This is a genomic window from Actinocorallia aurantiaca (assembly GCF_039533685.1).
Classification (GTDB): domain Bacteria; phylum Actinomycetota; class Actinomycetes; order Streptosporangiales; family Streptosporangiaceae; genus Actinocorallia; species Actinocorallia aurantiaca.
Window position 1 is genome coordinate 1 of sequence record NZ_BAAATZ010000032.1, and the last position, 13,204, is coordinate 13,204.

The window sequence follows — 13,204 nt, forward strand, 5'->3', positions numbered from 1 at the left end:
AATCAGTGTAGATTTTTGCTGATTTCCGCGCTCTTTGTAGGCGTTGAGACCATCTGCGATTAGGCGTTCAATGCGTGCATCTCGCCCAAATAGCTCTATGTGCTTAGCTGTGCAATATTCGTTTGCCAGTGCGGTAAGTTTTTCGGCCGATACGGGCGCTTGTTTTTTCGACTTAAGATCAAGATCACCAAGGCCCCGCTGGCGACAAAGTCCAAGCTCCGTCACGATGGCTGCTGCTTCAGGGGAGACCTCTTCAGGGTCGGTCATGGGAGCAGCATGACAGGGAGCATGCCGAACCGCCATCGGATCAAAGAAATAGCTGGTGATAGGGCTTTCAGGTACTTTTCCTTGGATCTTCGGGTAGTTTTCGGAGACTTTTCTAAAAGATTTCGGGTGGCCGAAATTGGCAGACTCTAGGTCGTGGGCAAACAGCCGAGTTCGCCCACGATCGAAGGGAAAATCCAGATGCTCATTACCCCCACCGAGGCGTTCGCATGAACGCACTCATCACCCTCACCGCCACCGCAGTGACCTTCTTCAGCCTCGGGGCCGTCCTCGGAGCTACGTACGGCACTCGCAGCGCCAACACCCTTGTGAAGCGCCAGCAGCGGCGCATCGCTCGCCTCATCGCCGAGCGCCGGGAGCTCGACGAAGAACTCGGCCTCGACAAGGAGTTCCCCGCGTAATGCGCGGCTCCTCCAGCGGACTTCTCACCCGGACCATCACGGCCATTGCCGGCCTGGTCCTGGTGGGGATCGTCATCAAGCTCGTGGGGTCAATCCTCACCCCGCTCCTGCCACCCGTCTTCCTGGCGGCACTCACTGACAGCTGGGCGTACCTCTACGCCCTCGTCTCGCCGGCCATTGGCCCACTCGGGGCCGCGACCATCCTCGCCCTGCTCATCTGGATTCTCGTCTCAGGAAGGAGATAGGTCCGCATGTCCAACTTCACGCCCCGCACCCAGGAGGAGCTCGACCGCCGGCTCAAGGAACAGGCCTTCCGGGCCAAGCAGCTCCTTGGCTTCCTCTTCCTGGTCGGCCTGGTGCTCTTCGTGGCCGCCAAGTTCTGGGTCATCACCGTGCCGGTGGCGGCGCTCGTCATCACGGTCTGGGCCATCCGGCGGAGCGGTCGGTTGCAGCGCTGGGAGGTCCGCCGCGACGACCGGCGGGAGCTCCACTGATCCGCTCATCCATGGGGCGGGGTGCCGGATAGGCCGGCGCCCGCCCCCCTCGGAAGTATCCGCCCACAACCCAAGGAGGGAACATGTGTGCCCCGGAAGAACTACCCCTCGGACGAAAGCCGGAAGCGCATCGCTCGTGAGCTGGAGCGCATCAACGACGAGCTGGACGCGCTGGAGCGTGAGCTGCGCGTGCTGTGGCTCGTGGAGCAGGCCGACCAGCCCGGCGAGCGCACCAACGAAGCCGTGAAGGACGCATAGCAGCGCTGGCCGCCACCCGTGCCGTGGGTGGCGGCCAGGTGCTTCGACACGAAGGCATGACGCGACGTTCGGGCCGCGCAGCTGAGCTGTGGCGGCTGTTGTAGAAAAAGGCACGCTCCGCGTTCGATTCGGCAGCGGTTGGTAGTGACTGGCAGGGGTTGCCGGGCTGCCCGGCGTTGTAAATTCCGCGTCTTGATCTTGGCCTTCGCGTCACGCATAACTCAGGCAAGTGTGGTTCGCGTAGCTACACTCCGCCCGGCCGTTACGGCGGCCGGGTCACCTCCCCTTTATCAACAGCCAGTAGGAGGACCCATGGCATGGCAGAGGAACGACGTATCACGATCCGCGGCAAGCAACGCCGGCAGATCGACCCTGGTCTTATCGCCCAGATCCTGGTAGCGCTCAGTAAGAGCTCATAACAAAATGCTTCTATCTCGCGACAACAGGTGACAGCCTGCTGTGTGGTGGGCTCGTGAAGAAGGGCGAGCAACCCCCGTGGATCGTCTCCGATGGATTGTGGGAGCGGATCGAGCCGCTGCTGCCGAAGGTTGAGCGGCGCAGGTGTCACCCTGGTCGGCGGCGGTTGGACGACCGCAAGGTGTTGTGCGGGATCCTGTTCGTGCTGCACACGGGGATCCGTTGGGAGTTCCTCCCTCGTGAGCTGGGCTTCGGCTCGGGAATGACGTGCTGGCGCCGGTTGCGGGACTGGCACGAGGCCGGCGTGTGGGACGCCCTGCACCAGGCGTTGCTGGTGGAGCTGCACACCGCGAAGCAGTTGGACTGGTCGCGGGCGGTGATCGACAGCAGTCATGTGCGGGCGCTCAAGGGCGGCCCAAAACCGGCCGGAGCCTGGTCGACCGAGGCCGATCGGGCTCCAAGCACCACGTCCTGACCGACGGGAGCGGCATCCCGCTCGCTGTGTCGCTGACCGGCGGCAACCGCAATGACGTCACTCAGCTGCTCCCGCTGCTGGACCGGGTGCGGCCGGTGCGCGGCCGGGTGGGACGGCCCCGCCGCAGGCCGGACAGGCTATTGGCCGACCGAGGCTATGACCACGACAAGTACCGGCGGCTGCTGTGGCGGCGCGGCATCAAGCCCGTCATCGCCCGTCGCGGCACCCCGCACGGCTCCGGGCTGGGCGCCCAGCGCTACGTCGTGGAGCGCACGATCGGCCTGCTGCACTGGTTCCGCCGCCTGCGCATCCGCTGGGAGATCCGCGACGACATCCACGAGGCCTTCCTGCTCCTGGCCGCGGCGCTGATCTGCTGGAGACGCCTCGCCCGCACTTTGTTAGGACCTCTAAGGCCATGTCTTCGGGGCCGAGGGCGTTGAGGACGTTCTGGCCGGGTCGTCCGGGCACTGGTCCTGGATCGTGATGCCGTGGACGTCGGGCCCGTCAAGGAACGAGTTGGTGTAGGGGGTGACGGTGGTGTCCTCGGTGGTCACGATGACGGTGTACCGCGGGCCGGGCACGGTGTCGCCGTCAGCGAACAGGGCCTTCTGGAAGTCCGAGCCCTCCTCCTGCTGCACCAGGGCCGGTAGGCCGACGTGGGTCAGGGTGTCGTTGACGAAGCCGAGCACGTTGAGGTTCCGCCCGAAGTTCATCAGCCCCTCCATGGCCGTAGTTGAAGGCGTAGACGCAGTGGCCGGCGTTGGCGAGTGTCGGTGCCAAGGTCGCCCAGTTCGATCCCATGTTGGAATAGGTGGCATGGACCAGCACGACCGGGATGGGGCGCAAGGCTGTGGAGGCGATCCGTCGGTACATCCGGCTTCTCCTCAGGACGGGGGGTTCGGGAGGCGGTGCACAGCCGGTCGGTGGTCCTCTTCGCGGCCTTTGGCCAAATCGGGCGATGACGGACACGCTAAAATGGCTGCGGGCACTCTGATATAGACGGATACATAAACCGGACCTGGTACTTCGATGCCGAGTGCCTGGTCGGGGCCCTTGTAGCCGAGTGTCGCCGCTGTCAGCCGAAGCAGCCGTGAGCGGGCAGAGCGAGGCAGAGCCGCTGGACACGGCTCCTGCCGGTCTCCATCCCGACTCGATCATCAGGAAGGGCCGGGTGACCTGGGAGAGCTGCCTGTTGAGGCGCGGTGGGGTAAAGGTCTGCCCTGGGCGAGTTCACTCACGCGGGCGCGGGGCAACGATGAAGGCATGCCACGACATGACGTGCCGCCGCCGGGCACGCCCTGCTGGGTGGAGCTGTCCTCCGGGGATCCCGGAGAGGCGGCGCGCTTCTACGGCGCGCTCTTCGGCTGGCGGCTGGAGCACGAGGAGTACGAGGGGTACGGCCGTTTTCTGCTCGACGGAAAGATCGCGGCCGGGCTGTGGCCGGAGGAGACGTCGGGCGCCGCGGCGAGCTGGACCGTCTACTTCACCGTCGAGGACGTCGAGGCCAGCGTGGACCTGGTGCGGGACGCGGGCGGGCAGGTGGTGGTGGAGCCTCGGGAGCTGGACGGGCAGGGCACGCTCGCGGGCTGCCTCGACCCCGAGGGCGTCTTCTTCATGTTGTGGAAGTCGGCGAACTGGGGCTGCACCGAGCTGCTCGGGAGGCCGGGGTGTTGGGGGTGGACCGAGCTGTTCACGCGTGATCCCGAACGTGCGGAGGATTTCTACCCGCGGGTCTTCGGCTGGGGCAGGTCCCGGGAGGGCGACCGGGTGCGCTGGACGGCCGAGGGCCAGATCGTCGGGGGCATGCTGCCGCTTTCGCCGGAGGCTCCCGCCGAGGCCCTGTCGGCCTGGGTCGTGCACTTCGCGGCCACCGACGTGTGGGAGGCGGCGGAGCGCGCCGAGGCGATGGGAGCGGTCCGCATCAAGCAGCTCCACGACCCGATTTACGGTCCCGCGATCATCCTCACCGACCCGCAGCACGCCCATTTCGTCCTGATCCCTGCGCCCCCGAAGGAGGCCAGAGGTCGTTTCCCCTTGATCTTCCGCTAGGGGCGCGTCACGCGACCTCTGCCGGGTGACCGCTCCATGATCGGATCGGGGAACCGGCCGCGAGGAAGGACAGGAACCCCGCCACCGTTCGCGGCCGCGGATACGGTGGTAGAACCTGCCGGTGGTCAGGTCCAAAGCGCGGGGCATGGCCGAGGTGATCGTGCCGGACGTCCTCTAGCTCTCCGGGTCGTACATGAACTCCCGCAGTTCCTGTGAGCAGCGGCAGGCGGCTGCGATCTTTCCGGCCCATTCCTCGGCGGTTTCGCGGTCCGGCAGTTCGAGGATGGTGAACCCGCCCTTGATCTCGGTGCCGGGGTAGGTCTCGGTGGTCACCGACCCGTCGGCGGAGATCAGCACCGGGTCGACCTTCTCCTCGATCCCGCCGCCGAACACGTAGACGCCGGCGGCCTTGGCCTCTTCGATCACGGCGTGGGATTCGGCGGCGACGATCGGGAACTCCTCTTCCGAGAGCACCGTGGCTTCGCTCGGGAAGGAGATGAGGTACTTGGTCATCTCTCGATGGCTCCCTGCAGGCGCGGGAGACAGTAAGTACGCGAGCTCTTCCGGCTGAGCGGACGTGTTCGGATCCGCTCAGCGGGTCAGCAGCCGTTGGAGGGCCGTCTTGTCGACCTTTCCGCTCGCGGTGCGGGGGACGTCGGTGCCGGACGGCAGCACGCGCAGGATGTCGGGCACCTTGAAGGCGCTCAGGCGGGTGCGGGCGGCCGCCAGTACCTCGGCCTCGTGCAACGGCGCGTCGCCTTCGGGGACTATGGCCGCCGCGATGCGCGCGGCGCGGGTCGTGTCGGGGATGTCGGTGACGAACGCCTGCCGGACGCCCGGGATGGTCAGCAGGGCGGCCTCCACTTCCGTGGGGTAGACGGTCGCGCCTCGGATCTTGAGCATGTCGTCGAGGCGGCCGTGGCACCAGAGGCGGCCGTCGGCGTCGAGGTGGCCGAGGTCTCCGGTGCGGTACCAGCCGTCGGGGGTGAAGACCTCCTCGCGGGAGCGGCCGCAGACGCCGCGCATGAGGTTCGGGCCGCGGACCCGGATCTCGCCGTGCTCGCCCGGTCCGACGGGCTCGGCGGTCTCCGGGTCGGAGATGCGGATGCTCGTCCCGGGGAAGGGGGTGCCGCAGCTACCCCATGCCTGGGGTGGCATGTCGTGGTCCAGCGGGTCTCCGCAGTACGGCCCGAAGGTCTCCGTCATGCCGAAAAGGTTCGCCTTGGAACCCGGACGGCCGCGCAGGTGCGGCGGCAGGATCGCCTCCAGGCTGCCCGGGCGCAGGGACGACAGGTCCGTCTCGGCGGTGCGGGGGTGGGCCGCGAGCCGGGCGGCCTGGTCGGGCCAGCCCCGGAACAGCGTCGCCCGTTCGCGGCTCAGCAGGTCGAGCGTCTGCTCGGGGGTCGGGGTGGAGTCGGTGGGCTCGGTCAGCAGTGTGGCGCCCGCCATGAGGACGGTGAGCAGACCGCCGCCGAAGCCGCCCATCCAGAAGAACGGCATCGGGATGTACAGGCGCTCCCCCGGGCCGACGCAGCGGACCCGGAGTCCGGACGCCACGGCCCGTGTCGCGTTGCCGTGGGTGTGGACGACGCCCTTGGGTGCTCCCCGGCTCCCGGACGTGAACATGATCGCCAGGTCGTCGGCGGGGCGTACTCGGATCTCCAGGGCGTCGGCGAGGGCGGTGGAAGCGGGGCGGGCCTCGGATCTCAGGTCATCCCAGCGCCAGGCCGACTTCAGCGCGGGCAGCCGGGGCGTGCGTCCGTCCTGTTCGTCCAGGGGCAGCAGATCGGCGAACTCCTCCATGAGGTCGCGGCCGCGGAACCCGTCGACCAGCACCAGCCGTTCGACGGCGGCGACGCGCAGCTGCTGTTCGAGTTCGGGTGCGCGCAGCAGGGTGCTGAGCGGGACGAGGACGGCGCCCAGGCGCATGACGGCGAAGGCGCAGACCGCCCAGTCGATGCCGTTTCCCATGAGCAGGCCGACGCGGGTCCGGCGGTTGACGCCCCTCGCGACCAGAACGGCCGCGAGGTCACGGCTCGCCCGGTCGAGCCCGGCCCAGGTGATCCGCTCGGTGCCGGTCACCAGGGCCTCGCGGTCCGGGCAGTCCTGGATGAGCCTCGTCAACGCGGCCGGCAGCGACGCAGGTACGTCCTCCCAGAGCTTCTGCCCCGGAACCGTCGGATCAGCCTTCATCGAACAGCTCCCTCAGTCTTCCCAGGTCGGCCTTGCCGCTGGAGCGCAGCGGCAGCGCGGAGCCGGGGACCGCGCGGACCGCCCGGGGGATCTTGTACGGCGACAGGACGGGGGCGAGTGCCGTGCGGAGTCCGGCCGCGTCGGGCGTCGGGGCGTCCCCGTCCGCGATGAGGACGGCCGCAACGATCTGGCCGCGCTCGGGGTCCGGCAGGCCGAGGACGTAGGAGGGCAGGCCCGTCGCGGTGAGGATCGCGTCCTGGACCTCGGCCGGGGAGACGTTCGCGCCCGCCGTCTTGATCAGGTCGTCGTCGCGTCCGAGGAAGTACCAGTGCCCGTCCTCGTCTACCCGCGCCCGGTCGCCGGTATGGAACCAGCCTTCCTCGTCGAAGGCCGCGAAGCGTTCGACGCCGTAGTAGCCGCGCATGAGGGCGGGGCCGCGCAGCCACAGCTCACCCGGCTCCCCGGCCGGGCGGTCGGCGCCGTCGCGGTCGACCACGCGTGCCTCGTAGCCGGGGACCGGGCTGCCGAACGAGCCCCGCCTGGCCTCCGGCAGGTCGTTCTCGTGGTCGGCGGCGAGCACCACGCTTCCGCCCTCGGTCATCCCGAGCATCCCCGGTCGCAGTCCGGGATCGGCCGGGCGGACGTCCTCGGGCATGATCGGGTAGAGGTTGCCCCGCCTGATGGACGACAGGTCTCGGCGGGGAAAGGTCGGATCTGCGGCCAGGGCCGCGATCGACGAGGCGTAGCCGTTCACCATCGTGGGCCGTTCGCGCTCGATGACGTCCAGCACTCGGGCCGGGTCGGCGGCCCGTGAGCAGACGAGTGTCGCTCCGGCGAGCATGGTGCCGAGGAACGTGTAGGCGAAGCCGCCGATCCAGAAGAACGGCGAGTTCGAGAAGAGGATCTCCTCCGGCCGGTGGTCGCGCAGCCCGTTCAGCACGCGCAGGTGGTCGAGCAGCGCGCCGTGCGTGTGCACGACGCCCTTCGGCGTGCTCGTCGAGCCGGAGGTGTGCACGATCACCAGGTCGTCGGAGGGCGAGACATCGGCTTCGATCGCGGCCAGTAGCCCGTCGTCCACCGCCTCACCGGATCGGACCAGATCCGGCATGGTCCACCCGTGGTCCATGTCCTCGCCGCCGGTGAAGAAGACCCGGCGGAGCGTCGGGGCGCTCAGCGATTCGAGCGGTGGCGGCGCGTGCGGGTCGAGGCCGACCGCTTCCCGGAGCAGGGCGCCGAAGTCGCTCGACCGGTGGGACGCGGCGGCCAGCAGGAACTCGGTGTCGGACCGGTCGATCAGGGTCCGCAGCTCCGTTGCGGTCGACATGGTGCTCATCGGGATCGCCACGGCACCGATCCGTGCCGCCGCCAGGGCCGCGACCGCGAAGTCCGCCCCGTTCGGCATCAGCAGGCCCACATGGGTTCCACGGCCCGCGCCCGCCGAGATCAGCCCCTTGGCGAGGCTCCGCGACGCTTCCGAAGCGTCCCTGTAGGTGAGCCGCTCGTCGTCGCACACCAGAAAAACGTGGTCACCGTCTTCCGATGCCCGCAGGCGGAGCACCTCCCCCGCGGTGCGTGCGTGTTCCCTCTTCAGTGCGGCGATGGTTCACCTCCGGGCGGAGAACGCGGGCAGGTTCGTACGGTCGCTCGCCACCGCGCCGATCGATGCCCGGCAGAGGAGCTCTCCGGCGGACGTCAACCGCACCTGCGACGTCACCGACCCTTCGGCGACCTCCCTGTCGATCTCGAAGTCGAGGTCGGCGGACACGGGGGCCGGACGGCGGTAGCGGATCTCGAGACCGCGCGTCTTGCCGGTCAGGCCGACCGCGCAGTTGTGGTGCTGGACGACGGAATCGGCGAACACGGCGAGGAATCCTCCGTGGACGCAGCCCGGCGGCCCCTCGTAGCAGACGGGGAACCGCACTGTCCCGGTGGCGTGCTCCGGTCCGTCGACGCTGATGCGGTACAGCGGGAACATCGGGTTGAACTCCCCCACGTCCCGACCGTGGTCGAGGTAGACGCGGCCGTCTCCGTCGGCCAGGGCGCCCACGCGTGGCCCCGGCCCGGAGGGGACGTTCCGGACGAGCCGGTGGCGGGCCCTCCGCAGGAGCTCGGTGAGGTCGTCCAGCTCCGGTTCGGGGCGTTCGAGGCCGAGCACGGCGGAGCACAGTTCCCGGACCTCCCAGGCGAAGCGTTCCTGTTCGGGCAGTGCCCGCTCGCCGAAGGTCCACGGTTCCATCAGTTCCCCTTCGGCAGGCCGAGGACGCGCTCGGCGATGACGTTGCGCTGGATCTGCGACGTGCCCGCCGCGATCGTGGTGTGCAGCGACCAGAGGTAGTCGTGCACGATCTGCCCGGTGTCGAACCCGCCGACGGTCTCGCCGCCGATCGCGGGACGGCCCGCGACGCGCACGAAGAGGTCGCTGATCGACTGCGCCAGTTCGCTGTAGCGCAGCTTCACCGCCGAGCCGTACGCCGACGGGACTCCCGTGCGGGCGCTCTCCGCGATCGACAGCTGGGTCATCCGCCACAAGGCTGTGACCTCGGCGGACATCACCCCGGCCTCGCGGCGCAGGCCCGCGTCGTCCCAGGCGGTGCCGGAGCCCGACCTTCGCATCCGCGCCAGGCCGACCAGGGACCGCAGCGTCCGGCGCAGCTCCACGATGTGGGAGGCGAACGCCGTGCCGCGCTCGAACCGGAGGGTGACGTTCGTGACCCGCCACCCGTCGTTCTCCGCGCCGACGAGGTTCGCCGCGGGGACCCTCACCTCGTCGAGGTGGATCTCGCAGAAGTGGTTGTCGTCGTCGATCGTCCGCAGCGGCCGCACCTCGACGCCGGGCGAGCGCATGTCGAGGATCAGCCAGCTGATGCCCGCGTGCTTGGAGGCCCGCGAGTCGGTCCGGACCAGCAGCTCGCAGAAGTCGGCGACCTGCGCGCGGGTGCTCCAGATCTTGTGCCCGGTGACGACGAAGTCGTCGCCGTCGCGGATCGCCCTGGTCCGCAGCGAGGCGAGGTCGGAGCCCGCCTCGGGCTCGGAGAACCCCTGGCACCACACGTCCTCACCGCGCAGGATCCTCGGCAGGTGAAAGCCCTGCTGCCCGTCGCTCCCCTCCGCGATGAGCGTCGGCCCGGCGTGTCGGGTCCCGACGAACATCGTCCCCGGAGGAGGCGCCCCGGCACGGGCGTACTCCTCCAGGTACACCAGCTGCTCGCCCAGCGACGCACCTCGGCCGCCGAACTCCACAGGCCATCCCATACCGGCATAACCCGCGTCGAACAGCCGCCGCTGCCACGACGCGTCATAGGCCCGCCGAGCCGCCCAGTCATGCTCGGAAGGCGGGGCGCCCTGCTCGACCAACGCCTCCGCCAGCCAGCCGCGCAACTCGTCCCGGAACGCCTCGTCCGCCTCGGACGCGAGGAACGTCATGCAGCACCCTCCTCCGGCAGAACTCCCGGACCGGACATCACGTCCGTCGGCCAGTCGTGAAGCCCGGCCCTGAACGCTTCAGTCGACCCGAACACCGGGAACCTCATTCGGAGCCCTCCTCTGTGAGGTCGAGCAACGCGCGTGTCGCAGGCAGGTCCACCTTCCGGGACGCGGTGCGGGGCAGCGCCGCGACGAACCGCACGTGGACCGGTAGTTCGTAGCGGGCCAGGTACCGTCCGGCGTGGGCGAGCAGGGTGTCTCGGTCGAGGTCGTGGCCCGGGCGGAGTTCGATCACCGCGGCCGGTACGGCACCCAGCCTCGGGTCGGGGACGCCCAGGACCGCTGCGGCCCCTACCGATGGGTGCCGTTCCAGGACCGAACGAACGTGGTCGGGGTGCACCTTGAAGCCGCCTCGGATGATCGTCTGGTCGGCCCGGCCGACGATCCACAGGAATCCGTCGGCGTCCAGGCGGGCCAGGTCGGTGGTGCGGATCCACGGGGCGCCCGCGCCGAACTGGGCGGGCCGCACTTCGAGCAGGCCCGTCTCGTTCGGGGGAAGCTCTTCGCCCTTCTCGGTGACGACGCGCAGCTCGCAGCCGGAATGGGCCCGGCCCACGCTGCCGCGTTTGGCCGCAGCGTACGCGCGGTGGTCGGCGAGGTTCCACCCGGCGACGCCGCCGCCGAACTCGGTGGCCGCATAGGACGTCAGCACCGGCACGCCGAACCGCTCGGTGAACGCCTCGGCGTCCGCGGGGTCCAGCGGCGCCGTTCCCGACATGACGGAGAGCAGGCCGGAGAGGTCCTCGCGGGTGAGGTCGGAGTCCAGCACCATGCGCAGGGCGGCCGGGACCAGGCTGGCGGTCTTCGGCCGGTGCCGGCGTACCGCCGCCGCCCAGCTCCCGACCTCGAAGCGGGGAAGGAGGACGAAGGAGCGCCCGTCGAGCACGCACTGCACGACACGGAACAGGCCGCCGAGGTGGACCAGCGGCGCGTTGACGATGGCGACGCCCCGCCGCAGGGCCGGTGCGGGATCTCGTCGCGACTCGTAGTGCTTGGCGCCTTCCATCGTCCGCATCAGCATGTCCGCGCCGAGGTCGACCCGCTTGGGCGGGCCCGTCGTCCCGCTCGTCAGCATCCGTACCGCCACGCCCGGCCTGGTGGCGGCTCGGGACGCCTCATCGGAGTGAATGACGTGCGCGCCGCCGTCCAGCGCCACGCGCACGGCGAGGTCCGTGCCGTGCACGAACTCCTCCAGGTCGGCGGTGGTGCCCACCAGGCCCGTCAGGTCGAGGGCGGCGAGGTCGGATCGGGTGCGCTCGCGTCCGAGGCCCGGGTTGATCGTCACCACGCAGCCGTCGGCGAGCAGGACGCCCAGGAGCGCGGCGACGTGCAGGGGTGTGTTGCGCAGGATCACGCCGAAGGGTGCTCCCGGCTCCGGAACGGACGCGGCGACCGTCTCGGCGATCTCCGCCAGCCGTCCCCAGCTCCACCAGGCTTCCTCGAACTCGACGGCGGGCGTGTCGCGGCCCAGGGCCAGGATCTCGCCGAGCCGTCGCGCGAGCCCGGACCGGGTGGCCGCCGTCAACGGATCGTCACGCCCGTCGGGGCCGCCTTTCCCCGCTCGACCTGGCTCATGCCGATCGGGTTGCCGATCCTGGTGTAGGCGAGGCCCTGCTCCATCGCGGCCCGGTAGGGCTTGTCCAGCGACTCCCAGATCGCCCGCACGGTGCCCTGCGTGGCGGCCGAGGGCTTCTCCGCGATGCCGCGGGCGATCTCGTCGGCCCGCGCCCAGAGTGTCCCGGCCGGGACGACCTCGGTGACGAGGCCGATGCGCAGCGCGGTCCGCGCGCAGACCCGCTCGTCGTTCCCGCGCAGCGCCATGCGGAGCGTCTCGCCCAGCCCGACCCGCCGCATGAGGCCGACCGGCTCGATCGCCGAGACCATGCCGAACGTGACGTGCGAGTCGAAGAACGTGGCGTCCTCGGAGCACAGGACGATGTCGGCCTCGTTGACGAAGTAGAAGGCCCCTGCCGTGCACATCCCCTGGACCGCACAGACCACCGGTTTCCAGAGCTTCTGCCACTTGGGGCTCAGCAGCTCGCCGGGGTCCTCGTGGTTCCAGACGTCGTCGGGCTGCCCGTAGGGTTCGCGGACGTCGAGGCCCGCGCTGAAGGCGCGCTTTCCGGCCGCACGGAGGACGACCGCGTTCACCGACTCGTCGTGTTTGATCCTGCGCCAGACGTCGGCGACCTCGTGGCACATCAGCCGGTTGAAGGCGTTGAGCCGCTCGGGCCGGTTGAGCGTGACCGTCGCGACCTTGGCCCGCTCGTCCACCTCGAACAGGATCGTCTCGTAGGGAGGGCCGGCCGCGTTCACCGGCACTGCCATTTCGGGGCCCGCCGCTCCAGGAACGCCGCTGGGCCCTCCAACGCGTCCTCGGTCCGGGTCACGCGCTCGCGGTAGGCCTCGGCGAGCAGTTCCGCCTCGTACAGGGGAAGGCCCAGGCCCTTGCGGACGGCCATCCGGGTGCCCCTCACCGCGAGGGGGGCGTTGCGGTTGACCAGGCCGGCGAGCTCCCGCGCCCGCTCCCCCAGCCGGTCGGCGGGGACGAGTTCGCTGACGAGGCCGAGGTCGTAGGCCCGCTGCGCGCCGAGTCGCTCGTGCCTGCCGGTCAGCGCCATCCGCATGGCGATTCCCGGCGGGAGGACGCGCGCCAGGCGGACGGACTCCCGCGCCGACACGAGGCCGATCGAAACGTGCGGGTCGAGGAACTCGGCCGTGTCCGCGGCGATGACGATGTCGGCCGTGGTGACCAGGTCGAGGCCCGCGCCGCAGCACAGCCCGTTGATCGCCGCGAGGACCGGCTTGGTCATCGTGCGGAACGGCGGGGTCGCCTCCTGGGGCGCGTCCCACTGCTCGTGGGTCGACAGGTACGGCTCGGCGTAGAGGACCTCGCCGGTGCCGGGGATCTCGCTGACGTCGGCGCCCGAGGTGAACGCGCGTCCGGTGCCGGTGACGACCACGATCCACACCTCGGGGTCGGCTTCGGCGGCGGCGTAGGCGTGCTTCAGCTCGCGGGCCATGAGCGGGCTGATCGCGTTCAGGACCTCGGGCCGATTCAGCGTGACGGTCGCGACGCGGTCCGACACGTCGTACAGGATCGTCTCGTAGGAGTCGGGCGGCGGCTGGTCGGGGCGGGTCATCGGCGG

The 13,204-nt window shown here is 69.8% G+C and carries 16 protein-coding genes and 1 pseudogene; 6 read left to right on the top strand and 11 right to left on the bottom strand.

All coding sequences use genetic code 11. The annotated features are described in order from the left end of the window. A partial coding sequence (locus ABD327_RS31150; RefSeq protein WP_344455873.1) for a hypothetical protein occupies positions 1–267 on the bottom strand: 267 nt, incomplete at its 3' end. A 227-nt stretch (positions 268–494) separates the two neighbouring features. On the opposite strand from ABD327_RS31150, the gene ABD327_RS31155 reads away from it, so the two are divergent. From ABD327_RS31155 to ABD327_RS31175, 5 genes are all read left to right on the top strand, one after another. After that, positions 495–686 (top strand): hypothetical protein, encoded by a 192-nt coding sequence (locus ABD327_RS31155; protein WP_344455875.1) that lies wholly within the window; start codon positions 495–497, stop codon positions 684–686. Then, complete coding sequence (locus tag ABD327_RS31160) at positions 686–931, top strand: hypothetical protein (protein ID WP_344455878.1); 246 nt, start codon at positions 686–688, stop codon at positions 929–931. Before ABD327_RS31155 ends, ABD327_RS31160 begins: the two co-directional genes overlap by 1 nt. Positions 932–937: 6 nt before the next feature. After that, positions 938–1,180, top strand: a complete 243-nt coding sequence (locus ABD327_RS31165) for a hypothetical protein (protein WP_344455880.1) — start codon at positions 938–940, stop codon at positions 1,178–1,180. A gap of 87 nt (positions 1,181–1,267) precedes the next feature. After that, positions 1,268–1,438 (top strand): hypothetical protein, encoded by a 171-nt coding sequence (locus ABD327_RS31170; protein WP_344455883.1) that lies wholly within the window; start codon positions 1,268–1,270, stop codon positions 1,436–1,438. Between the two features lie 499 nt (positions 1,439–1,937). Beyond that, positions 1,938–2,770, top strand: a protein-coding gene (locus tag ABD327_RS31175; RefSeq protein WP_344456224.1) for an IS5 family transposase whose coding sequence is annotated in 2 segments (ribosomal slippage) — positions 1,938–2,271 and positions 2,271–2,770 — 834 coding nt in all. Because the reading frame shifts where the segments join, the coding sequence is not laid out codon by codon here. On the opposite strand, the gene ABD327_RS31180 is transcribed toward ABD327_RS31175, so the two are convergent. Both ABD327_RS31180 and ABD327_RS37535 read right to left on the bottom strand, forming a co-directional pair. Continuing rightward, on the bottom strand, positions 2,738–3,043 hold the full coding sequence (locus ABD327_RS31180) for a hypothetical protein (RefSeq protein WP_344455886.1): 306 nt from the start codon (positions 3,041–3,043) through the stop codon (positions 2,738–2,740). The genes ABD327_RS31175 and ABD327_RS31180 overlap by 33 nt on opposite strands. A 58-nt stretch (positions 3,044–3,101) precedes the next feature. Beyond that, a pseudogene (locus ABD327_RS37535) lies at positions 3,102–3,488 on the bottom strand (hypothetical protein); the annotation flags it as partial. Between the two features lie 105 nt (positions 3,489–3,593). Here ABD327_RS37535 and ABD327_RS31185 point away from each other — a divergent pair. Continuing rightward, positions 3,594–4,379: a VOC family protein gene (locus ABD327_RS31185; RefSeq protein WP_344455888.1), complete on the top strand. Its 786-nt coding sequence runs from the start codon at positions 3,594–3,596 to the stop codon at positions 4,377–4,379. Positions 4,380–4,553: 174 nt separating this feature from the next. Here ABD327_RS31185 and ABD327_RS31190 read toward each other — a convergent pair whose 3' ends face one another. The 8 genes from ABD327_RS31190 to ABD327_RS31225 form a co-directional block, all read right to left on the bottom strand. After that, positions 4,554–4,892 (bottom strand): YciI family protein, encoded by a 339-nt coding sequence (locus ABD327_RS31190; RefSeq protein ID WP_344455890.1) that lies wholly within the window; start codon positions 4,890–4,892, stop codon positions 4,554–4,556. Positions 4,893–4,970: 78 nt separating this feature from the next. Next, on the bottom strand, positions 4,971–6,572 hold the full coding sequence (locus tag ABD327_RS31195) for a class I adenylate-forming enzyme family protein (protein ID WP_344455892.1): 1,602 nt from the start codon (positions 6,570–6,572) through the stop codon (positions 4,971–4,973). Further along, the gene (locus ABD327_RS31200; RefSeq protein WP_344455895.1) at positions 6,562–8,130 is read right to left on the bottom strand and encodes a class I adenylate-forming enzyme family protein; all 1,569 of its coding nucleotides are present in this window, start codon (positions 8,128–8,130) and stop codon (positions 6,562–6,564) included. Before ABD327_RS31200 ends, ABD327_RS31195 begins: the two co-directional genes overlap by 11 nt. A 45-nt stretch (positions 8,131–8,175) precedes the next feature. Continuing rightward, on the bottom strand, positions 8,176–8,808 hold the full coding sequence (locus ABD327_RS31205; protein WP_344455898.1) for a PaaI family thioesterase: 633 nt from the start codon (positions 8,806–8,808) through the stop codon (positions 8,176–8,178). Then, the gene (locus tag ABD327_RS31210; protein WP_344455900.1) at positions 8,808–9,995 is read right to left on the bottom strand and encodes an acyl-CoA dehydrogenase family protein; all 1,188 of its coding nucleotides are present in this window, start codon (positions 9,993–9,995) and stop codon (positions 8,808–8,810) included. The genes ABD327_RS31205 and ABD327_RS31210 overlap by 1 nt, the downstream gene beginning before the upstream one ends. 103 nt (positions 9,996–10,098) lie before the next feature. Further along, complete coding sequence (locus ABD327_RS31215; RefSeq protein ID WP_344455902.1) at positions 10,099–11,580, bottom strand: class I adenylate-forming enzyme family protein; 1,482 nt, start codon at positions 11,578–11,580, stop codon at positions 10,099–10,101. Next, positions 11,577–12,383, bottom strand: a complete 807-nt coding sequence (locus ABD327_RS31220; protein ID WP_344455904.1) for an enoyl-CoA hydratase/isomerase family protein — start codon at positions 12,381–12,383, stop codon at positions 11,577–11,579. The genes ABD327_RS31215 and ABD327_RS31220 overlap by 4 nt, the downstream gene beginning before the upstream one ends. After that, the gene (locus tag ABD327_RS31225) at positions 12,368–13,198 is read right to left on the bottom strand and encodes an enoyl-CoA hydratase/isomerase family protein (RefSeq protein WP_344455906.1); all 831 of its coding nucleotides are present in this window, start codon (positions 13,196–13,198) and stop codon (positions 12,368–12,370) included. The genes ABD327_RS31220 and ABD327_RS31225 overlap by 16 nt, the downstream gene beginning before the upstream one ends. Between the last annotated feature and the right edge of the window lie 6 nt (positions 13,199–13,204).

What these genes read in the sequence shown, in the direction of transcription:
- ABD327_RS31155 (WP_344455875.1), top strand. Translation starts at nt 495, where the DNA reads ATGAACGCACTCATCACCCTCACCGCCACCGCAGTGACCTTCTTCAGC.
- ABD327_RS31160 (WP_344455878.1), top strand. Translation starts at nt 686, where the DNA reads ATGCGCGGCTCCTCCAGCGGACTTCTCACCCGGACCATCACGGCCATT.
- ABD327_RS31165 (WP_344455880.1), top strand. Translation starts at nt 938, where the DNA reads ATGTCCAACTTCACGCCCCGCACCCAGGAGGAGCTCGACCGCCGGCTC.
- ABD327_RS31180 (WP_344455886.1), bottom strand. Translation starts at nt 3,043, where the DNA reads ATGAACTTCGGGCGGAACCTCAACGTGCTCGGCTTCGTCAACGACACC.
- ABD327_RS31185 (WP_344455888.1), top strand. Translation starts at nt 3,594, where the DNA reads ATGCCACGACATGACGTGCCGCCGCCGGGCACGCCCTGCTGGGTGGAG.
- ABD327_RS31190 (WP_344455890.1), bottom strand. Translation starts at nt 4,892, where the DNA reads ATGACCAAGTACCTCATCTCCTTCCCGAGCGAAGCCACGGTGCTCTCG.
- ABD327_RS31195 (WP_344455892.1), bottom strand. Translation starts at nt 6,572, where the DNA reads ATGAAGGCTGATCCGACGGTTCCGGGGCAGAAGCTCTGGGAGGACGTA.
- ABD327_RS31205 (WP_344455898.1), bottom strand. Translation starts at nt 8,808, where the DNA reads ATGGAACCGTGGACCTTCGGCGAGCGGGCACTGCCCGAACAGGAACGC.
- ABD327_RS31210 (WP_344455900.1), bottom strand. Translation starts at nt 9,995, where the DNA reads ATGACGTTCCTCGCGTCCGAGGCGGACGAGGCGTTCCGGGACGAGTTG.
- ABD327_RS31220 (WP_344455904.1), bottom strand. Translation starts at nt 12,383, where the DNA reads ATGGCAGTGCCGGTGAACGCGGCCGGCCCTCCCTACGAGACGATCCTG.
- ABD327_RS31225 (WP_344455906.1), bottom strand. Translation starts at nt 13,198, where the DNA reads ATGACCCGCCCCGACCAGCCGCCGCCCGACTCCTACGAGACGATCCTG.